Annotated in this window: 15 protein-coding genes; 5 read left to right on the plus strand and 10 right to left on the minus strand. The window is 65.5% G+C overall.

The genetic code is table 11. The features are described from left to right. The first annotated feature begins 21 nt into the window (after positions 1-21). A complete protein-coding gene (locus ACWZHB_RS32365; RefSeq protein ID WP_427905499.1) occupies positions 22-4,683 on the plus strand; it encodes an amino acid adenylation domain-containing protein in 4,662 nt (1,553 codons plus the stop codon). Between the two features lie 21 nt (positions 4,684-4,704). Here ACWZHB_RS32365 and ACWZHB_RS32370 read toward each other — a convergent pair whose 3' ends face one another. The 8 genes from ACWZHB_RS32370 to ACWZHB_RS32405 form a co-directional block, all read right to left on the minus strand. Further along, on the minus strand, positions 4,705-6,171 hold the full coding sequence (locus ACWZHB_RS32370) for an ATP-binding protein (protein WP_427905500.1): 1,467 nt from the start codon (positions 6,169-6,171) through the stop codon (positions 4,705-4,707). A 16-nt stretch (positions 6,172-6,187) separates the two neighbouring features. Next, positions 6,188-6,970, minus strand: a complete 783-nt coding sequence (locus ACWZHB_RS32375) for an ESX secretion-associated protein EspG (RefSeq protein ID WP_427905501.1) — start codon at positions 6,968-6,970, stop codon at positions 6,188-6,190. Further along, positions 6,967-8,343: a PPE domain-containing protein gene (locus tag ACWZHB_RS32380; protein ID WP_427905502.1), complete on the minus strand. Its 1,377-nt coding sequence runs from the start codon at positions 8,341-8,343 to the stop codon at positions 6,967-6,969. Before ACWZHB_RS32380 ends, ACWZHB_RS32375 begins: the two co-directional genes overlap by 4 nt. Beyond that, a complete protein-coding gene (locus ACWZHB_RS32385) occupies positions 8,343-8,735 on the minus strand; it encodes a hypothetical protein (protein WP_427905503.1) in 393 nt (130 codons plus the stop codon). Before ACWZHB_RS32385 ends, ACWZHB_RS32380 begins: the two co-directional genes overlap by 1 nt. Before the next feature lie 18 nt (positions 8,736-8,753). Continuing rightward, on the minus strand, positions 8,754-9,302 hold the full coding sequence (locus ACWZHB_RS32390) for a DUF3558 domain-containing protein (protein ID WP_427905504.1): 549 nt from the start codon (positions 9,300-9,302) through the stop codon (positions 8,754-8,756). Between the two features lie 722 nt (positions 9,303-10,024). Further along, a complete protein-coding gene (locus ACWZHB_RS32395) occupies positions 10,025-13,591 on the minus strand; it encodes a WXG100-like domain-containing protein (RefSeq protein ID WP_427905505.1) in 3,567 nt (1,188 codons plus the stop codon). Beyond that, positions 13,592-13,912 (minus strand): type VII secretion target, encoded by a 321-nt coding sequence (locus ACWZHB_RS32400; RefSeq protein ID WP_427905506.1) that lies wholly within the window; start codon positions 13,910-13,912, stop codon positions 13,592-13,594. Further along, positions 13,909-14,415, minus strand: coding sequence for a YbaB/EbfC family nucleoid-associated protein (locus ACWZHB_RS32405; protein WP_427905507.1), 507 nt, complete (start codon positions 14,413-14,415; stop codon positions 13,909-13,911). The genes ACWZHB_RS32400 and ACWZHB_RS32405 overlap by 4 nt, the downstream gene beginning before the upstream one ends. A 69-nt stretch (positions 14,416-14,484) precedes the next feature. Here ACWZHB_RS32405 and ACWZHB_RS32410 point away from each other — a divergent pair, with 69 nt between their 5' ends. The 3 genes from ACWZHB_RS32410 to ACWZHB_RS32420 all read left to right on the plus strand — a co-directional run bounded on the left by ACWZHB_RS32410 (position 14,485) and on the right by ACWZHB_RS32420 (position 15,964). Next, the gene (locus tag ACWZHB_RS32410; RefSeq protein WP_427905508.1) at positions 14,485-14,676 is read left to right on the plus strand and encodes a hypothetical protein; all 192 of its coding nucleotides are present in this window, start codon (positions 14,485-14,487) and stop codon (positions 14,674-14,676) included. A gap of 70 nt (positions 14,677-14,746) precedes the next feature. Continuing rightward, on the plus strand, positions 14,747-15,262 hold the full coding sequence (locus ACWZHB_RS32415; protein ID WP_427905509.1) for a hypothetical protein: 516 nt from the start codon (positions 14,747-14,749) through the stop codon (positions 15,260-15,262). Positions 15,263-15,364: 102 nt separating this feature from the next. Then, positions 15,365-15,964, plus strand: coding sequence for an SMI1/KNR4 family protein (locus ACWZHB_RS32420; protein WP_427905510.1), 600 nt, complete (start codon positions 15,365-15,367; stop codon positions 15,962-15,964). 585 nt (positions 15,965-16,549) lie between these two features. Here ACWZHB_RS32420 and ACWZHB_RS32425 read toward each other — a convergent pair. Then, a complete protein-coding gene (locus ACWZHB_RS32425) occupies positions 16,550-17,899 on the minus strand; it encodes a SagB family peptide dehydrogenase (RefSeq protein ID WP_427905511.1) in 1,350 nt (449 codons plus the stop codon). Positions 17,900-17,933: 34 nt separating this feature from the next. Further along, positions 17,934-18,911, minus strand: a complete 978-nt coding sequence (locus tag ACWZHB_RS32430) for an ABC transporter substrate-binding protein (RefSeq protein ID WP_427905512.1) — start codon at positions 18,909-18,911, stop codon at positions 17,934-17,936. 168 nt (positions 18,912-19,079) lie between these two features. Here ACWZHB_RS32430 and ACWZHB_RS32435 point away from each other — a divergent pair, with 168 nt between their 5' ends. Continuing rightward, the gene (locus ACWZHB_RS32435; protein WP_427905513.1) at positions 19,080-20,927 is read left to right on the plus strand and encodes an ABC transporter ATP-binding protein/permease; all 1,848 of its coding nucleotides are present in this window, start codon (positions 19,080-19,082) and stop codon (positions 20,925-20,927) included. Positions 20,928-20,936: the final 9 nt, after the last annotated feature.

Here is a 20,936-nt window from a genome sequence, read left to right on the forward strand (position 1 = left end):
ACAGCTAGGAGAGGACGCAGCATGAGTGCGCCGCAGATCGAAGACGTACTCGCGCTGAGCCCGCTGCAGGAGGGACTGTTCTCCCTCTCCCGGCTTACGGGCACCGAGATCGACCTGTACACGATGCAGTTCGTGGTCGACATCGACGGCCCGCTCGACACCGAGCTGCTGCGTCGCAGCGCGCAGGCCATGCTGGACCGGCATCCGAACCTGCGTGCCGCGTTCTGGGACACCGATGTGCCCAAGCCGGTGCAGATCATTCCCTCGCACGCCGAACTGCCGTGGGCCGAACGTGCCGCGCACTCAACGGAATTCGACTCGATCGCCGAATCCGAGCGGCGCGTGCCGTTCGTGCTGAGCCGCGGGCCCGCCCTGCGCGTGCTGCTGCTCGACGTCACCGACGCGCCCGAGCCGCGCAGGCGGATGATCCTCACCGCGCACCACATCCTGATGGACGGGTGGGCGGTCGCGGTCTTCTTCCAGGAGCTGCTCGCGGTCTATCGGGCGGGCGGCACCCTCGACGGCCTTGCCGCGCCGCGCCCCTACCGTGACTACATCGGCTGGCTCGGCGCCCAGGACCACGACGCCGCGGCCCGCCGCTGGGCCGAGTACCTGCGGCAGGTCAGCGCACCGCTGGTGCTGGCCGACGGCACCGGGGGTGCCGGTGTTCCCCAGACCACGCGGCTCCGGCTCTCCGCCGGGGAGACCGAGCGGCTCCAGCAGTGGGCGCGGGCCAACGGCATGACGCTCAATACGGCCGTGCAGTTCGCCTGGACGCTGCTGCTGAGCCGCATCACCGATCGCCGCGATGTCGTCTACGGCACCACCATCTCCGGTCGCCCCGAGAAGCTGACCGGCGTCGAAGGCATGGTCGGCCTGTTCATCAACACCGTGCCGGTGGTGCACCGCATCGATCCCACCGAGCCGGTTGTCGCGCAATGCGCACGCCTGCAACGTGATTCGTCCACCATGCGCGACATCGGCTACCTCAGCCTGTCGACCCTGCAGCGTGCGGCGGGCCACGGCGCCCTGTTCGACACCCTGTTCGTCTTCGAGAACGCCCCCATCGACGACGCCATTCAGACGGTCACCACTCCCGACGGTGCCCAGTTCCGCCCGATCGAGATGGAAAGCCTCGCCCACTACCCGCTCACGGTCGTCTCCCATCTGAGTGACGGCGAACTCCTCGTCCTCGTCGAAGCGATCCCCGCCCTCCTCGGCCACCTCGATCCCGCCGACCTCGGCGCGCGCATGCTCACCATCCTGCGCACCCTGTCCACCCTCGACGCCACCGCGACCACCGAGGCGATCGACCTGCTCACCGAGGCCGAGCATGCCGAACTCCTGAGCGAGGCAACGGATATCACCCCGGCTCCCACCGCCGCCCCGTGGGAACTGTTCGAGCAGCAGACCACCGCCACCCCGGACGCGATCGCCCTCACCACCACCGCCGGTGAGGTTTTCACCTACCGTGAGTTGCATGACGAGGCCTGCCGGTTGGCGGGGGAGTTCGCCGATCACGGTGTCGGCCCGGAAACCGTTGTCGCGCTGATGCTCCCACGCGGCACCCGCTCGATCATCGCCATCCTGGCGACGTTCGCCGCGGGTGCTGCCTACGTCCCCGTGGACATCTCCCTGCCGGTTGGCCGCATCGAATCCATCCTGCGCCAATCGAACCCGACGCTCGCTGTGCTCCTCGGGGCAGACCGTGCCCTGCTCGACAACGCAACCATCGACACATCGTCTGTGGACCGTGGGCACGGCACTGCGCCTTTCGCCGTGACAATCGCAGACGCCGCCGTGGCAGCTGGGCACAATTCGGCCGGCGACGGCGCGATTGCCGGTGTCACCTCGACATCGGCCGATCGGCGAGTGGTCCAGGTGTTGGCGCTCGACGAGGCTGCCGTCGTAGAGCGGATCGCGGCCCGGTCGGCACAGGCCCCCGCAGTGCGCCGCGAACTCGACCACAGCGCCTACATCATCTTCACCTCCGGTTCGACCGGCGAACCCAAGGGTGTCGTCGGCACGAATGCCGCGCTGGCGGGATATTTCGCCGATCACCTGGAGCGTTTCTACCGCCCGGCCACGGAGAAGCTCGGCCGCCCTCTGCGGATCGCCCACGCCTGGTCGCTCGGCTTCGATGCCTCCTGGCAGCCGATGGTCGGCTTCTTCGCCGGCCAGGCCCTGCACCTGTTCGACGCCGAGGAGATGCGCGACGCGCACCGAATCGTCTCCGGGATAGCCGAATTCGACATCGACATGATCGACACGACCCCGTCGATGCTCGCCCAGCTGGCGGCAGCGGGCCTGCTCGACCGCGAACTGCCGGTGCTCGCCCTCGGCGGCGAGGCCATCGACACCGCCCTGTGGGCGCGACTGCGCGCCCTGCCCGGGACGGCTGTGTACAACTGCTACGGCCCCACCGAGACCACCGTCGAAGCCGTGGTCGCACCGGTCGCCACCTCGGAGATCCCGACGATCGGCACCGCCAACGGCGGCATGGTCGGCTACGTCCTCGACTCCCGGTTGCGCCCGGTCCCGCAGGGCATCGTCGGCGAGCTCTACCTGTCCGGTGTGCAGCTGGCCCGCGGCTATCTCGGCAAACCCGCCATCACCGCGGACCGTTTCATCGCCGACCCCACCCGCCCTGGCGAGCGCATGTACCGCACCGGTGACCTCGTACGCAGGCTTCCCGGTGGCCGGTTCGGCTACCTCGGCCGCGCCGACGCCCAGGTGAAGGTGCGCGGCTATCGCATCGAGGTCGGCGAGATCGAGACCGCGCTGCGGCGCTCCGCCGATATCGACACCGCCGCGGTGACCGTCGTACGCCGCGCCGGTGGCGCGTCGCTGGTCGGCTTCGTCGTCGGCAAGGCCGGTCGCGCCGTGATCGTCGGCCGGGTGCGCGCTGATCTCGCACAACGCCTGCCCGCGTACATGATTCCCGCGCGCATCGTCGTGATGGACCAGCTGCCGGTGAACGTCAACGGCAAACTCGACAGTCACGCGCTGAACGAGCTCGCCGAGCAGTCGCTTTCGGTCGCCGACAACAACGCGGCGGCCGAGACGCCTACCGAGATCGCGCTGAGTGAGCTCTTCGCCGAACTCTTCGACGGCCGCGCCCCAGGAATCGACGCCGACTTCTACGAACTCGGCGTCGACAGCATCGTCGCGATCTCCCTCGTCAACAAGGCCCGCCGCCGCAGCCTCGCCCTCAACCCGCGAATGGTGCTGGCCTGCCCGACTATTCGCGAGCTCGCCGCTGCCGTCGACGACGCACCGGTCGCCGCAGCGCAATCCGGAGAAGACGCCTACGGTTTGGTCCCGCCGCTGCCGGTGGTCTCCTGGATGTACGAATACGGCAACTACCGCCGCTTCACCCAGGCCGCACTGCTGCGCCTGCCCGCCGGAATCGACCGCGCCGCACTGGAATCCACCATCCAGTCGCTGCTCGACGCGCACGACACCCTGCGCGCCGTCCTCACCGACACGACGGACGGCCCGCGTCTGGTCACCCGCGCGCCTGGTGCGGTGAACGCCGCCGACCTGTTGATCGAAGCACCCCGCGATCTCGCCGGTGCCGAAGTCGACTCGGCTATCACCGAATTCGCGCGGATCGCCAACGACGCCATCGATCCCCGCGCGGGTGACATGGTGCGTGCGGTGTGGTTCCAAGGTGCCGACATGCTCCTACTGACGATCCACCACCTCGCGGTCGACGTCGTGTCCTGGCACATAATGCTCGACGCCCTCGCCGCCGCCTGGCAGCAGATCCAAGCGGGCGTGACACCGAAGGCGCTGCCCGAGTTCACCTCCTACCGGCAGTGGTCCGCGGCCATGTGGCAGCGCGCCTCGGAGCCGGAAGTCCTTGCCCAGCGCGACTACTGGTCCACTCAGGTCCGCCAGCCTGATGCCGCACTCGGCTCCCGGCACCCCGCGCCGACCACCGACACCTGGTCGAGCCTGCGCGTCAGTACCGTCTCGACCCCCGTGGCGGTCACCGAACGCCTGCTCAACCGCGTCGGCAAGGACGAGGGTGTTCGCGAATTCCTCCTCACCGCCCTCACCATGACCATGACCTCGCTGCACGCGGACAACGGAAATGACCCGGCCGCAGGCGCATTGATCGCCATGGAAGGCCACGGCCGTGCCGACACCACCCTCGGCACCGACACGGCCAACACCCTCGGCTGGTTCACCAGCGTGTTCCCCGTCCGCCTCGGCGTCGGTGCCAACGCGGTGGATGTCGCACGCGCACAAGCGGACCCAGCGGCGGCCCGCGCACTGCTCGACTCGGTCTCGACCCATCTGCGCGAAATACCCAACCAGGGGCTCGATTACGGACTACTCCGCTATGTCAACCGCGCCGCAGAACTTCACACGGCCGCCGAGCCGCAGGTCGAGTTCAACTACCTCGGCCGAATCGACCTCAGCGGCAACGAATCCGACCCCTGGTCCCTCCTGGTCGGCAAGCATGACCAAGCTCTACCGCTCGACCCTGAACCCGACCTTCCCCTGCGCTACGCGATAGACGTCATCGCAGGCATCGGCACCACCCCCGAAGGCCCAGCTCTGACCACCAACTTCCGCTGGAGCGCATCCCTGTTCACCGAAGACAAGGCCGCGCGCTTCGCCGAACTCTGGGAGCAGGCGGTCAGCACGCTCGCCGACGTAGTAGACGGGTAGGCGACCACGCCGCCGCCGGCTTCATGGACGCCGCCACGCCGCGATCAGGTCGTCGGGGGTGAAGGAGGCGGCAAGGTGGTCGGTGGAGATGCCGGAGCGGCTGACGGCGATCAAAGGGATGGGGTCATCGGTCAGCCGGAAGCGGTGGTTTTGCAGTGCGGTGAGGTCGTGGAGGTCGAAGGGTGAGTTCTCGAGCCACTTGATGGAACCGAGAAAGGCGAGCTCCTTCGCGACCGGTTCCCGATCGGCGCCGACGATGTCGATTTCCACGTCGTTGGTGCGAGTCCAATACCCGCCGATGGCGGGGACGGCGGGGATGCCTTGGGCCGGGAGGATCCTGGCGAGCGAGTCGCGGACCAGCGGTTCCACCGCGCGCCCGCGCCAACTCGTCCATCCGCGGCGAATCCGATCCACAGTCAAGTCGCTGCGCAGGCGATCCAGTTCGGGCAGATAGGGGCCGAGAAAGGTGAGCCAGAACCGTAGGTAGGAGTCGGTGATCCGGTAGCGGCGTTCCTTCGATGAGGTGAGGCTGATCGGTAGTTCCGCGGCCACGATTCCTTTGTCTACCAGCAGGGTCAGGGCACGCGTGAGGCTCGTACCGGCCAGACCGCCGGCGGCACGGGCGATATTGGTGAACGTTCGTTCGCCGCTGCCGATCGCAGAGAGAACTCGGCGCGCCAACGTCTGATCGGGGAACTCGGCCGCCAGGGACAGCTGCGCGGAGACGATCAGCGGACTGACCGGGTCGGCCAGTTCTCTCATCAAGAACTCCCACACGCCCTCGCCAGCACGCCATCGCGCGCAAATGATGGGCAGTCCGCCGGTGATGAGGGTGGCATCGAAGGCTACCGCGGCATCGGAGCCGGTCATGACAGCCACATCGGCAGGATTGAGCGGGCCCAAGCGCATCTCGGTGCCGCGCTGATGAAACGGGCGCCCATACGACGTGAGCGCGGCCATCATGGCGAGATCGGAACCGATCAGGATCAACAGCACCGGTTTGCGGCACAGTTCGCGGTCCCACGCGCGTTGCAAGACACTCTCGAACGCGCCGGAATCGTCCATCAGGTAGGGCAGCTCGTCGAGAACGACGATACTCGGCTCACCGTCGGGCAGAATGCCGGCGAGCTGCCGAAGGGCTGCGGTCCAGTTGGCCGGAAGTGCCTCGCCGAAGATCTCGGCATCGGGCAGCGAGGAATGCGCGACCGTGTCGGAGAACTCGGCCAACGGGTCGGTTCCGAGTCCGATCTCGCTGGTGTAGAAGACATTTGGCACACCGCTGCGCTGGGTGAACTCCTCGATCATTGCAGACTTACCGATACGGCGACGGCCGCGAAGGATCAGGCAACACCCCGGTTTCGAGGTTCCGATCGCGGAGCGGATGCCGGACAGGGCGGCGCCCAAGGTGTGCAACTCGTGCCATCGCCCGACGAAGTCCATCGCACCCCTTAGTATCATTGATGATAGTAACGTCGATGATACCGCCAAATGTGGGCATTACCCCTTATCGGCGCTCGGTGAACATGGCGATGTGGTTGGCCAGGCGGTGTTGGAGTTCGGCGGGTGGGCCGGGGATGACGGTGAAGTTGTCGGCGTCGTGGTGCTGGATGAGGTAGCGGCCGTCGGTCGGGTAGTCCAGCCAGAGGAAGGCTTTGCCGTCGGTGGTGGGGCGCGAGTCCACCTGGAAGCCTGGGTAGACGGTGATTTCGCCGGTGCCGGTGCGGGGGCGACGGAAGAATCGTTGCGTCTGTTCGGCGGGGGAGAGGCGGGTGGGGTGGCGGGCGTAGGTGGCGGTGTCGAGGTCGCTGCGACGGCCTTCGAAGCGTGGCGTCGAACCACCATGTGCACGAGGAAGTTTCGCGACGATGGCGGCTGCCAGCTCTGGCAGTGGCACGATGCTCAAGGTGATATCCCCGCCTTGCTCGCGGGTGGGACCTGATGCTTGGACCGCCAAAGCCGCGTGGTCCTCGATGATTCCCGCATACGCGCGGACGGCCTCGGACTGACCAGGCCCGTGTAATCCCTCGATCTCGACGCGAACCTCAGGCTCGAGCAGAGCACGGAACACCTTGTGCAGACCGTCGTCGTAGACCTGTCGCAGCCTGGCGAAGGCTGCTTCGCGCCGCTCCTGGTGGATCTCGTTGGTCTCGGCGAATTCGGGTCGGAAGGTCAGCGGGTAGGGCAGGCGGTCGCGGCCATGGGCTTCGAACCCGACAGCGAACGCGTGCGGGTCGAGCTGCCAACTCGTGTGTCGATCCGCGATAGCCGGCGCTTGGTTCCAGCTCACGCGCCGATCACCCCACCTGGCGGCAGGGTCGGCGGAAGCAGCCCGATGAGCTCGTCTTCCCGATCCTGGATGAGGTAGTCCGGAATGGCGTGCTCGCTGTCGTCCTCGCCTTTGCCGCCACCACGGCCGCCGCCCATCATGCCGGGCATGCCACCCATGCCCCTACCGCCTGCGGCGCTGCCTGCTCCGGCGCGGTTACCCGCCGCCCCTGCTGCCGCGCCCGCACCGCCGGGAGTTCCAGGCACGGCGGCGCCTGGTGTGCCGCCGTTCGGCACACCTGATCCGGGTGAGCCCGAACCCGGTGATCCTGTACCGGGTGATCCGCCGCCGGGCGTGGTCGGGGTGCCGGTTCCAACTGGTGTGGTCGCGGCGGGCGTGGTTGCGGCTGGGTCGGTCGCGCTCGGCTCGGTGGAGTCGTCGCCGGTCTCGTCTTCGTTCTGATCGTCACCGGGGTCGGTCGACTGCGGCGACGTGGCGGCCGGATCCTGTTGCGTACCAGCGGTGTCCGTAGCCGGGTTGCCACCATTGTTGCCGCCGGTATTGCCGTTGGAACCACCGGTGTCGCCGTTGTTTCCGGTGCCGGGGACGCTGCCCGGGTCGCCGATGTTGTTGTGGGGCAGGGGCAGAATCGGAGTCTGTCTGTCGACGGTGATCGAGCCGGGCTGGTAGGTGCCGATCATGAAGAGCCGTGCGTCTTCCTCGGCTTCATTCGCGCGGTGCTTTGCCGCTTTGACCACGCCGTTGCCGGGGATATGGCTGACGAACTCGTCGAAAGTCGAAACCTCCTCCGGCTTCGGAATGGCGATCTTCGCCTGTCCGAGAACACCTTCCATGTAGTCGATGCCATTGGCGACCATCTGGAATGTGGTGGGCAGCTTCGCGGCTTCGGTGGTGTAGCTCTTCACCCCATCGATCGCCGAGTTTCCGGATGCGCCCGACCACTTCTCGGACAACACGCGCTCGAAGCTCGTTCGGTAGTTGTTGACCGCGGTCTCGGTTCCCGTAGTCAGGCGCCGCCAAGCGTCCGCGCTGGCGTTGATCTGGCCGGCATCGACACCGGGCTGGCCGTCCTTGCCGCGCAACGCATCCCAGATCTGCTGATGCGACCACGTGCTGAAGGCCTCGGGGGAGACCTTCTCTCCCTCCATGGTCACCGCTGTGCCGGCCAGCAACCTCGACATTTCGTCGCCGATGATGCTGCGGTCGCCCTCCCACGCCTGCTTGCCGTCATTGTCGAGCGTGCTGCGTTCGTTGTCGGCGTTGTCGGACCGATTGTGGTTGTCCCAGATCTTGAAACCACCCAGCGTGCCCACGCTGACGAAGAATTCGCCGACGGCCTCACCGGCATCGCCGACATCACCCCAGAACCCCATCAGATACTCGCCCCCGTCGCGCCGAGCGCGCCCGCGGTCTGCTGGTCGACGGCTTGTAGTTTGCCGATCGCCGCGAGGAAGGTGTCGCGCTGGTCGCGGGCGATGGCGATGTGCTGGTCGAGGCGTTTGACGGCGGAGTCGTTAGGGTCACCGGCGCCGCCTGCTACTGCTTTGGCTTCGTACTTGGCGCGGATCGTCTCGGCGGACGGGAGTCCGCCCCAACCAGTCAGTCGGTCGAGACGCAGCGCGTAGCCCCTCTGTCGCTCGAGATCTGTGATGTATTGGCTCACGACGGTTGCAAGAGCCTGGCCGAGGTCTTCCTCGATCCTGAACTCACCATTGACCGCCTGTGTCTTCATGTTTCGCCAATAGGTGGCGTGGTCCTGTGACATCTAGATTCCTCCCCGCTGCTATTTCGGCAGATGCGGCTCGAGTGCTGCCGCGTACTTCGCTGCCATCTCGCAGGTGTCCCCGATGTGCGATCCTTCGGTACTCAGCCATGCGACATTGATCTCGAACATGCCTTGTTCCGCTTCAAACGAAACATAGCAACTCTCATTGTCCGAATTCTCCTTGGAGATCAGCCCCGCCCGAGAGTTCACCGTGGTCTCGCCGATGACCGTCGCAGACTCTTTGTTGCGAGCCTGGTCCAGCGTGAAGCTGGTGGAGAAGACGCTGACGCTGCGGCTACCGGAGCCGTATCGGTCATCGAGTGGCATCCAGTCACACACCCGCCACGCGGAGGGCCCCGTTGGCGGGTCAGTGAGCACGCCCTTTGTGGCTGGGTCGAGGCCGACGCTCGTCAGCACCTCATCCGACAACGCCCCCCGGCACGGATTGAACACCTCGATACTGTCCGGATCTCGCACAGTCGTCGTGGGCCCAGCCGACCCCTCCTCGGTCCCACCGCACCCCGCAAGCACAGCCGCCCCGACCACACCACAGACCACAGCCCGCATCACCACAACGCTTCGCACAGCTCTCCTACTTGGTCGGACACGGCAGTAACCTGCCTACATCAACTTAGACGCACCCCGAAGCCGATCGGTTCCATCCCATCACAAGCAGTCTTCACCAGGTACTCCCACAGTGATTCGCGCCAACGCGGTTGACGACCTGGGAACATTCGGCGGCCGAAGGTCGAGAACGGTGAGATCTCGCCCGAACATCTCGCCTAGGCGCTGGATGTGCCAGTCGAGGAACGAGCCGGCGGAACGCTCGGTGAGCCCTGTCGAAATTCGATGGAACGCGATCACGGACCGCCGAGAGGCGACAGAACTTCAGGCATTCACATGCATGGAACCACGCCCACGAACCCCGGGGGGAGCGAGCTACCACACTCGAAAACGTGGGAATGCGCGGGGCAGAGCACCATTCGGCAAAGTCTCGACCATCGGAATTCTTGGCACAGCCGATCCCTGAGCAACGACCGCCTATTCAGGTTCTGGTTCGTGGCGCCACCCTTTGGGTCGAACGGTAGCGTAGCCGGTCTCAATTCTACGAGGGGGTACCGAGGATGGAAAGCTCACGATATCGGCGGTTTCCCGTTCTATAACAAGACTGGCTGAACCCCTGCCTGGAGAAGTGTGAACGACCCGCCAACCGGCGTCGAACTCGCTGAGCGTGAAGTCTTCTGAAGCCAGAAACTTGGTGGCAATTTCTCTTGCCTCAGGTTCGCTGATCAAGGGAGCTCACTTTCTCTGAGATGGTTTCCATTTGCATCGATGTACATCACGTCTACAAAAACTGCGTCGCTCTCATCAAACCCGAGGCCCTGGCCCGTCGGCGGCCACGGCTCGATTGTGGAGTTCTGCGAGTCCGATGCCATCGGCGTGCCTTCGACGTTGAAGGCGTTGAACCAGTGACCGCCGCCGCCGTGCCAGTCGACGCCAACGATAGCGCTCGCCCCCGGCCCGAGTTGCGAAAGTGTATCCCGGATTTCTTGGAAGGTCGCCGGGATCCTTTCGCCGCGTTCCCAGCTTGTCATGCACGACATTGGTTCACCGACCTGTGGCGGGTTTGTACTGCGGCCAGCTTCGTTCTCCACACCGCGCCATCTCATTTCGGAGGCACGACTGCAGTCGCCGCAGTTATTGTTGGTACCGGGGAGGTGTGAATATCCCGGGTTTACCCTTTGGATCCATCCGGCAGGATCCTGAAGCGGAGTTACGGGGGTCGGATCACTATTCCCAGTTCGGTCGTACAGCCCCGGGTGACCATGATCGACCTCATCCAAGGTAGGAGGGGAAGTCTGACCCGGTATATTCGCGTTGCCGATGTTGTTACTCAGTTGTTGAAGGTCGTTCGCGTCAAGAACGGAGCCGCTGTTCGGCGGCAAGCCGACCTGTTGCCGTAATAGTGTGGTCAATGCCTCTAGGTCTGCCGCAGTGTTGACGCTGTTAGGGTTTCCCGGAGTCAAATCAATCGTCATGTCGGACATGCCGGGTCCGGCAAGCGGAACCAAGTCTGCCAACACCCAGTCGCCAGAGGAAAGCTGGTTTCCGCCGTTGAAATGCAGATCGACGGCGAGTTGAGCGCGTTCGATCAATTCGTTGACCTCAGCGGAATTGAGGTGGCCACCGCCGATAATCCGAACCGTTATCCGCAGAACCGATACCGGAGCACCGAGTGCTGTCGCGTAGCGCCCAACAATGAAGCGCCGATTACCGTTGTGGTCGGAGACCGGTTGAACACCGGCGTCGGGCTGCTGCGGGCGCAGGCTCTCGCGGGCGATACGTGACTGGTTTGCATTCTGAATCTGTTGGGGGGTGGGACTTGATGGAGGCGCCGACGACTGGGAAGGCGCCATCTGCGCGGGGCCGTTAGCGGGATTTGGTGCGGTCCCCCGGACATTCGCGGGCCCGACAGTAGGCGTCCTGGGAGTACCCGGACTCTGGCTGGGTCGGGCATCGGGGCTGTAACCAGGGTCGGGTGATCGGGTTGTCGGAGCCGGTGTCGGAGTTGTTGTGGGAGTGCCGCTTTGCGGTGCAGTCTGGGCGGAGTTGGCAAGCGTGGTGGAGCTCGGCCGACTGTCGGGGCTGGTTGCTGGGCGCGTTTCGGAAGCTGTCGGCGGGGTTCCGGTGGTTACCGGGGGTGTCGTGGTCGATCTGGGCGATGACGCTGACGGTGGAATTTGGCTTACTGGGGGTGCCGGCGTTGATGTCTGTGTAGCAGTGGACGGCGGGATCGACGCGGCTGGTGTTGTTGTGGGGCTTGTGGTTTGGGGAGCAGTCGCGGTGTGAGTTGTCGCTGTCGAGGTGTCCGTGGAGGACGGGCGGGTGGTGTCGGAAGGAGCGTGCGTCGGACTGTTCGTCGGGGTTGCCGGCTGGGAGGTCGTGGCCGGCGAGCTGGTGGTTGCAGCAGGAGTAGAGGTTGGCGATTGCTGGGGGGTCGACTCCGGGGCGGCAGTTGCCGCGGGTGCCGGCGATGTCGACTCAGGGTTGGCGGGCGTCGTAGGGATGGTGCTCGGTTGTCCGGTGCCGTTCGGGGTAGCCGAGGTCGGGTTCTGTTGTTCGGTGGGGGCGTTGTCGGCTGGAGCGCTCGCCTGGGTTGGGCGGTCCTGGGAGGGGAGATCAAGTGTTGATCCGGTGGAGCTTGGCGGATTGGGTGAGGATGTGTCGGCGGGTGCTTCGGTGCTCGGGTTCGTCGACTGCGGGTTGCTGTTCGTCGGTGTTGACGTGTCAGTGACGCTCGATGGTGTCGCATCGCCCTGGCTGAGTGTTCCATTGGGCGCGTTGGTGTTCGGGTTCGACTGGGTCGTGTCGCCGGTCGAGGGAGTGTCGGCAGGGCTGTTGTTCGGACTGGATGGCTCGGTGTCGCCGGGTGGGTTCTCCGAGGCTGCCGGGCTGTTCGGAGTCGAAGGCGGTGCGGAGTCGGTGGTCCCGTCGGTGTTGGATGGTGCGGAGTCGCTAGTGGGCGGAGTTCCGTTCGCGCCGTTGCTGTTCGGAGTAGCGGAAGGGTCGTCCATTGTTGGAGTATCGGGCGCGGTGGTCTGGGGTGCGGGCGCCTCGTTGCCCGCCGTCCCCTGTTCGCCTGTGGCCGCCGGTGCGGTCGGGGCGCCGTCGGTTCCGGCTGGCGTAGTGGGCGCGCCGTTCGTTGGGTTGCCGTTGTCGGTTCCTGCCGGCGTGGTGGGGGCTGCGCCGTCGGTGGGGCTTTCGGTGTCGATTCCGGCCGGGGTCGTAGGGGCACCATCAGCAGGGCTGCCGTTGTCGGTCGGCGACGGGTTCCCGCCCTCTGACGGCGTGTCAGTCCCAGTAGGGGATGTCGCACCAGGCGGTTCGGTGCCCAACTCGGGAACTGTCGGTGCCGTGGCATTTCCGCCGTGACCACCGGATTCGATTGCGCTCTGGACACCACCCGCGCCAGCGCTGGTGAACGTATCGACGCCGAAATCGAGCTGGAATTCACGATCGTACAAAGCCGCGCCGACGCCGGCGGCGGCTACTTGGGCCGACACGTCAGCGCCTAGTTCGGTGACCGTGCCACCGACTACCTTGCCTGCGAGTTTGCCTGCGGTAGAGGATGCGACATCGCCGAGAGCGCCAGTGCCACCACCCAGAACACCACCGACCGCACCACCGACCGCACCACCGACAGTCGCCAGACTCCAGTCCTTCCAACCGAACTTGTCCGCGGTGCGGTCGCCGTTGGAGACCTGGATCATCCGCGCGGCCAGGTCGACGCCACCTTCTTCCAATGCTTCGAACGCGGCGCCCCGCAACGCAAGTCGGGCCGCGGCTTTGGCGGCACCACGGGTGAGCATGCGGGCGATGAGTTGCTTTATCGCCGTACGGATCGCGACTTGCGCCGCGACTCGTGCGGCGACACCGGCGGCCGCTCCGACGCCGGTCCAGGAGGTCGCAAGGGCCGCGACGAGCGAGACCGCGGTCACGATCATCGTGCCGATGATCACGAGTTTGGTGTGCTCGATATCGTTGGCACCGTCTTCGAGCAGCTCGGCCTGCTTCTCACACCACTGCCGGACCGCGGTAAAAGTGGCTTGATCACCGGACAGTAGTTTGTCGCGGAAGGTCTGGATCGAGGTGTGGGTTTCGCCTTCGGATATCGCCGAGAGCACCACGTTCAACACTGTCGCGGCGTCGTCGTCGACAGTGTTGAGGGTGTTGGCCATCGCGGTCCACCCATCAGCGACCCGACGCATCGCGGTTTCGTCACCGTCGGGCCAATCACCTGCTCCGAGAACGTATTGCGCGACCCATTGCAGCTCGCCGGGAATCTCGATACCCATTTACAGCGAACCCCCTGCCTGACCGATGGCGCCGGCCTGGGTGGTGTCCTGGGCTTGGAAGGTATCGGCGACGGTGACCATGTTCTGGCCCAACTGGGTCATCGTAGTCGCCAGCCCCGTCACCGCTTTTTGGCCGGGATCGACACCGGGTGTGTAGTTCTTGGCGAACGCGGCACCGATCTCGTCGCCACCCCAACATTCACCTTCGGCGGCGATGACCGCAGCGAGGGCTTGGGCAGCGGTGGTGATCGTGGACGCGACCGCGACGAACCCGGGTTGGGTGTTACGGAGTGCTTCGGGGTCGACGTTGACCGAACTCATCGCAGGTAGCTCCGGTTACGGAAGTAGTCGCCTTCGTCGTCGTCGGTGTCATCGACGAGGCTGGGTGCAGCCTCCACGACCGGCTCGGGTAGCGGCGGTGGTGGCGGGGTCAACTGGGCGATGAGGTCTTTCATGCTCGGGGCGCCGGGGACCAGGTCGGACAGGTCCGGCATCGACCCGGTCAGCGAACTCAATGCCTGCTGTTGGATCTGCGAGGTCTGCCGCGTCAGTTCGCTAATGGCTTCGGTGACCGAGCTGCCCAACGACTCGGGCGTCGTCTTCTTGAACGCGTCCGCGGCGATATGGACCTCTGACACGCCCGCGATCGTGCCCGAGACGCGGACCAGGCCGTCGGCCGACCACACGCTTACCAGTTCCGTGGCATGGGACTGGGCGTCGAGCAAGGCGGCCTTCTCCGTGTTGAACGTGTCGAGCATCGAATCGATCTGCGCACGCAACGCGTCGTTGGAAGCCCACGTCGGCGCCGACCAGTCGTCGTTCATGAGACCCTCGATCTGTCAGGAAGCACGTCATGAGTTTGGACGCGCGGGAGTCGTTTGCGGTTGCATTATGTGACGCACGTCTCGCGTGAGGACGGGGATCGTCATGGAGCCGAAGTATTCGACCCCGGCCGGGTCGCCGAGCAATTCGGCGAAATCGAGAAGTGGTTGCGGGGCAATCTTGCGACGGTGGCGATCGGCGGGGCGTTGTTGTCCGACGACGCCAGCGAAGCGACCAGCAGCAATCGCTGCCAGGCTCACTGATTCCAGACAACAAGCCGTCGCCCAAATGATTTGGGTCCGACGAAGCGGTGAAGCCGCATAAGGAGTGAAGGTGCGTACTCGGAAACGGATGAGCGGTCGGCTGCTGTCGACGTTCGTGGCCGCGATAGTTTTGACCCCGGTAGTGGCATGTAGTTCTTCTTCGAGCGGTGAACAAATCTCCGTTCAGGACGGGAACCCTGCATTGACGGCAGCTTTCGCTCGCCTCTTGGAGGAACGGGGAACCGCTCGATTGGGCGACATCGTCACATCATCGGGAATTCAGATCGGCGCGTGGGACCGCATGTACAGCTTCAGTTCCCCCAACACCAGTGACAAGCTCAACCGAACACTGGGGACGGACGGAGCGAAATGGACCGGGCTACACACCCACTCCGAATCGACGACACAGGTGTTCGTACACGAGGGCAAGGTTGTCCTCGCCTACGACGACAGACAGCGAGGTCCGATCGTCAAGCGGCTGACCTACGCAACTCCGGATTCCCTCGTGAGCCCGAAGTCAGCGGTAACCAAGGGCATGGGGGGCGACCAAACGATCTGGTACCTGGAGATACAAGGATCCTCGTGATCGGGCGCCCTTGACTCGCAGGTAGGTTCGTTTACGGAAGTAGTCGCCCTCGTCATCGTCGGTGTCATCGACGAGGGCTGAGGCGCGAGGACGGGGATTGTCATGGAGCCGAAGTATTCGACCCCGGCCGGGTCGGTCGCCGAGCAGTTCGGCGAAATCGAGAAGTGGTTGCGGGGCAATCTTGCGACGGTGGCGATCGGCGGGGCGACAGAAGAGCAGATTCGGGCGACCGCTGTCGCGACCGGTCGGTCATGGCCTGCCGAGTTGGTCCAGCTCTATACCTTGATCAACGGGTTTCCCGCCGAACAGTGGGTGCGGTTGTTGCCCGGCGACGAACTGTTCGATCTGGATCGCGTTCTCAGTGAGCGTCAGCTCGAGCTGGAGGTGTGGGGGCCGATGGCTGAGGAGATGGGGTTCGAGGTCGATCCCGACGGCCAGGCGGGCGACCCGGCGGGGACATATCTGCCTGAGTTCATCCCCTTCGCGGGTGCGGACGGCTACCTGCTGTTCGTCGATACCCGGCCGGGCGAGCTATACGGCTGCGTCACCCGGTTCGAGAAGGTCGATGCCGATGACGCGGGCCCGTTATGGGTGTCGATCAGCGCGATGTTGACCGACCTCGCGACGAGCTTGCGCACCGGGTCCGAGTTCGACGGCTATTCGAGGCCGACCGTTGTCGACGGCCAGCTGGATTGGCGGTGAGGTCAGCGGAGCACCCAGGGGTGCCGGTGTCGTAACCATCCCTGCCCGCTTCCCCGCACCGAACCCCGATTTGCGTCCTCGGCCAACACAATTGGCCCCACGCCCGTTTCGGCGTGTGGCGATGTCGGACCTGGGCGAAGGTGTGCACTCCCGAACCGACCAGGTGCGTACGTGCGAGGCGTACGACGAAGGTGCTCGCAGGAGGCTGGGTTAACAGGGTTGTCTGTCCCTCGGTCGGGCTCTCCGATAACGACCGACAGGAGCGGCCAGGCCCAGGACACGACACAGATAGCCCGTCGTCAGGGCAGACTTCACCCCCGAAACGACGAAAGCCCGACGCATGGAGCGCCGAGCCGTTGCATGTAGGATTTCATCCCACGGTGCGAACAGCTAGTGACTGTTTCGTACCCAGGCCGTTCGGTGAGTTGGTAGCTCACCGGGCGGCCGTTCTTGTTCGTGTGACGCTACACACTCCCGCGCGCACTAGCAACTAGCGAGTTCCCCCTCTGGCCAGGGACTTCCGTGCGAACGGGCGCCCAGGCGATCGCTGGGGCACCCGTTCACAAGGAGATCTTCGGACGTAGGTCAGCGGGTCGGTGAGCCCACGATGATGCTCCCGACGTTGCACTCTTCGAGTTCGTCGAGGCCGGTGGCGGCGGCGAAGGCGGCGGTGTCGCTGAAGCCCTGGGCGACGACGCCGAGGTTCATGGCGGTAGCGGTGAGGTAGACGGTCTGCATGAGGACGCCGACGTGTTTGAGGATGTTGGCGTAGGCGACCTGTTCGTAGCTCCACATGACGCGGCCCGCGCGGGCCGAAACCAGCAGCAGGACTTGGGGTTGCGCGCCGCCTGCCAAGGTCGCGGAGGTGGATTTCAGGAGCTTCTGGACGGCGGGGGAGTCGGCGGGCGCTACGAGGCGCAGGGCGTGGTCGGCCGAATCGTAGTGGTACATACCGTTTTCCAGGCCTGCGACATTGCGCACCACGGGGTAGATCTCGAGTTCGTAGGCGCCGCCACCGGAGGGGTAGGGGCGGGAGCCGTCTTCGCGGGTGCGGGCGGTGCGGAAGAGCAACTCGGCCAATTGAACTGAGGTGATGGGGGCGGCGTCGTCGAAGGCGCGGGTGGAGACGCGGTCTTCGATGGTGGCGGCGAGGCTCGGGTCGCAGACGCGCAGCGAGACCAGGTCGGGCTTCGCGAGGGCGATCGGGTCGCTCGCGAATGACGCGTGGCGCGAAGGCAATTCGGCGAACTGGCCGTCGGCCCAGCGGGTGGGGCCGAAGTCGTCCCAGGTGATCGTGCGGGCGCCGAGGGTGCTGCGGCGGTGGAACCACAGGTCGGGGGTGTTCCAGGAGCGGGTGGTGAACTCGCGCTCCTCCTCGTCGCCGTCCACCAGGAAACCGCACCACTGCAGATCCGCCATGAACTGGGTTTTCACGGCGGCGGGAACCGGGGAGTCGGCGGCGAGGGGACCGTCGAGCAGGGCCAGTAGGCGCGGGTCGTGGATGCGCAGGTCGCACCAGGACCGCGGGTGTTCGAGCACGAAGCCCTGGTTGTCGCGGTGCAGGACAGCGAATTTCGACAGCGTCGCCGACCAGGTGGGCAAGGCCGCCTCGGGGCGCGGGGCGGGGTCGGCGAAGGGGCGGATGCTGTAGAGGTCGCGGCCGCCGTCGCGCACCGTCACCGAGAGCCAGCCGCCATCGGTGAGCTTGCGCATCAGGGCGGTGATGTCGTCACCCGCCGCCGCGGTCGCCATCTCCGCCGCTGTCGCCGGGCCCTGGTTCAGGGTTTTCAGCGCCTGCAGCGCACCCGCGCCCAGACCGGTGAGCTTCTCGTTGCGCGGCGGGTTCAGCAGCACCGCGCCTGCGGGAGTCGTGAGGCAGGTGACGCCCGCGCGGAGGGCGAATCGGGTCTGGGCGGGGTATGCGGAGGCGAGCACGGCGAGTCCTTGCTGGGTCGAACGGTTTCGGTTCCTACTTCGAAGCGGCGGCGAACGCGGGCTCCAGCTTGTCCAACATGTACGGCACCGACAGTGCGCTCGGCTGGTTGATCGCGCTGATCTCCTGCGTGGTCAGGAACACGACCGAACCCTTGCGCACCGAAGGCAGATCGGCGTAACCCGGCAGCTGCCGGTACTTCTCGTCGAGACCGGGGGAGTAACCGGCCAGCAGCAGGTCGGCGGACAGCTCGTCGACCCGCTCCGGCGACAGCGCAAGGCGACCCTGGTTGGCAGGCAGCGCGGTGAGGTTGGCCGGGATGCCCATGCCCAGTGCGGTGAACACCTTGGCCGAGCCGTCGTTGGGGTCGGTCAGCACCATCAGCTGCGCGGGGCTCGCCAGCCAGGTGCTGGCGAAGGTCTTGCCCTTCAGGCCGGGGTTGGCGGTGACGATGCCGGCGATCTTGTCGTCGACCTTCTTGATCACCGCGCTCGCGTCGGACTCCTTGTGCAGCACCTTGCCCAGCGCGGTGACCTGGTCCTGCCACGGGGTGACAGCGTCCTTGGTCAGCGCGGGCAGGGTGGGGGCGACCTTGGACAGGTCGTCGTAGGTCTTCTGATCGGCGATGAACGGGTCGGCCAGGATCAGGTCCGGCTCGAGTGCCGCGACCTGCTCGGCGATATTGCCGGTGGTGTTGAGCGCGGTGGCCTGCTTCAGGGATTCCGGGGTCCACGGCGGGGTGCTCTTGGAGACCGCGGAGACATTGTCGATGTAGCCGACGGGGACCACGCCGAGCGCGAGGGAGCTGTCGAGCCACTGGTTGCCGAGGGCGACGATCTTCTTCGGGGTGCCGGGGACGGTGGTTTCGCCGCGGGCGTGGGTGATGGTCACCGCTTCGCTCTCGGTGGTCACCTCGTCAGTGGAGCCGCAGGCGACGACACCGAGGGTGAGGGCACCGGCGAGCGCGGTCAGCGCCGCGCGTCGCCAGCCGCGCGAAGTCCGAACAGTCGTCATGGGTGCACCCTCCGTAGAGCAAGTTCCAGCGTAAGTCAGCCTAGGCTAACCTACGTACGTTTTCGGTGGTCAATCGATGGTCGAAGGCGCGTGCCGCATGTCCGGCGCAGGTGCTCGAGCCGGGTTAGACTGCGCCGAATTTCGGCCGTCGTGGGATGGGATGCATGCGTGGAGACGTCTAGAGACTGGAGCGTCGAGTGGTTCGAGAGCCTGAAATGGCTCGGGATCGCCTTCCTCATCACCGCAGTGGCATTCGTGGTGATCGCCGTACTGCTGCTCAGGCTGACAAAGTGGGGTCGCCAGTTCTGGTACGTCAGCGGTGATTATTTCCGCGGCCCCGGAGCTTGGCGCACTTGGCTTTTCATCGCGGCACTGCTGGCGATGGCTCTGCTGACTGTGCGATTGAGCGTGCTGATCAGCTACTGGGGCAACGACATGTTCGCCTCGTTCCAGCTCGCCGCATCCGCGTTGAGCTCCGGTGACGACGCGTCACTCTCGGAGGCCAAGACCGGGTTCTGGAACTCCGCGAAGCTGTTCACCCTGCTGATCACGATCTGGACGGTCAAAGAACTGGTGTACTTGTACGCCAAACTGGCCTTCGACATCCGCTGGCGGGTGTGGTTGACCGAGCGTGTCACCGGCGACTGGATGGAGGGCCGCGCCTTCTACCGGGCCCGGTTCATCGACAACACGATCGACAACCCCGACCAGCGAATCCAGGCCGACACCGACACGTTCACCGTGCAGTCCCGCGCACTGGCGCTCGGCGCGGTGACGGCCGTTGTCTCGGTCGTGTCCTTCACCAAGGTCCTGTGGGATCTGTCCGGGCCGATGACCATTCTCGGCGTTACCATTCCCCGGGCAGCGCTGGTCATCGTGCTCGCCTATGTCCTGGTGTCCACCGTGATCGCTTTCTGGATCGGTCACCCGCTGATCCGGATCAACTTCCTGAGAGAACGGACCACGGCCGACTTCCGCTACGCGCTCGTTCGGGTGCGTGACGCGGCGGAGAGCATCGCGTTCTACCGGGGTCAGGGTGTCGAGCGGACCAACCTGCTCAGCCGATTCGCCGCGGTGATCCGGGTCCAGTGGGCCTACATCTATCGGTACATCAAGTTCACCGGCTGGAACTTCGTGGTCACCCAATCCGCCTATCTCTTCCCGTATCTCATTCAGGCACCGCGCTTCTTCAGTGGCTCGATCACCCTGGGTGGAATGAATCAGACCGCTACGGCATTCAGGGAAATTCAGGACTCCCTGTCGTTCTTCCGTGAGTCCTACGACGACTTCGCCGAGTACCGGGCCTCCCTCATCCGTCTCGATGGACTGCTGCTTGCCAGCAAGGAATCGCGTGAGCTGCCCAAGCTCGCCGCCGTCGACCTGGACGACGCCGTGCGCCTCGACAAGGTCGACGTCCGCAAGCCCGACGGTGAAGTGCTCATCGACGACCTGAATTTGCGACTCGTCCCCACTGACGCGCTGGTCGTCAAGGGCGCCTCGGGTAGCGGAAAGACCACGTTGCTGCGCGCGCTCGCGCAGATGTGGCCGTACAGCGACGGCGAGATCAGCCGGCCTGCCGGCACCGATACGTTGTTCCTGTCCCAGCTCCCTTATCTCCCGCTCGGCGATCTGCGGACTGCGGTCGAATACCCGGCCAAGGCCGAGGACGTCACCGACGAGACGCTGCGTGAGGTCCTCGCCAAGGTCCACCTCGGCCATCTCGTCGACCGCCTCGATGAAGAGGCCGACTGGGCGAAGATCCTGTCGCCGGGTGAGCAGCAGCGCTTGGCCTTCGCTCGCATTCTGCTGGTCCGCCCCAAGGTGGTCTTCCTCGACGAGGCCACCTCCGCCGTGGACGAGGGCTTGGAATACTCCCTCTACAAGCTGATTCGCACCGAGGTGCCGGACACCATCGTCGTCTCGGTGGCGCACCGCAGCACGGTCGACCAGCATCACACCCAGGTCCTCACCCTCGAAGGCAACGGTCCGTGGGAACTGGCGCCGGTGAAGGGCTGATCCGACATC

It is taken from the genome of Nocardia sp. FBN12, from assembly GCF_054031145.1.

Bases quoted from the DNA above. Each gene is read 5' to 3' on its own strand.
- ACWZHB_RS32365 (WP_427905499.1), top strand. From the start codon at position 22: ATGAGTGCGCCGCAGATCGAAGACGTACTCGCGCTGAGCCCGCTGCAG.
- ACWZHB_RS32380 (WP_427905502.1), bottom strand. From the start codon at position 8,343: ATGGGGTTCTGGGGTGATGTCGGCGATGCCGGTGAGGCCGTCGGCGAA.
- ACWZHB_RS32400 (WP_427905506.1), bottom strand. From the start codon at position 13,912: ATGAGTTCGGTCAACGTCGACCCCGAAGCACTCCGTAACACCCAACCC.
- ACWZHB_RS32390 (WP_427905504.1), bottom strand. From the start codon at position 9,302: ATGCGGGCTGTGGTCTGTGGTGTGGTCGGGGCGGCTGTGCTTGCGGGG.
- ACWZHB_RS32430 (WP_427905512.1), bottom strand. From the start codon at position 18,911: ATGACGACTGTTCGGACTTCGCGCGGCTGGCGACGCGCGGCGCTGACC.
- ACWZHB_RS32420 (WP_427905510.1), top strand. From the start codon at position 15,365: ATGGAGCCGAAGTATTCGACCCCGGCCGGGTCGGTCGCCGAGCAGTTC.
- ACWZHB_RS32405 (WP_427905507.1), bottom strand. From the start codon at position 14,415: ATGAACGACGACTGGTCGGCGCCGACGTGGGCTTCCAACGACGCGTTG.
- ACWZHB_RS32395 (WP_427905505.1), bottom strand. From the start codon at position 13,591: ATGGGTATCGAGATTCCCGGCGAGCTGCAATGGGTCGCGCAATACGTT.
- ACWZHB_RS32385 (WP_427905503.1), bottom strand. From the start codon at position 8,735: ATGTCACAGGACCACGCCACCTATTGGCGAAACATGAAGACACAGGCG.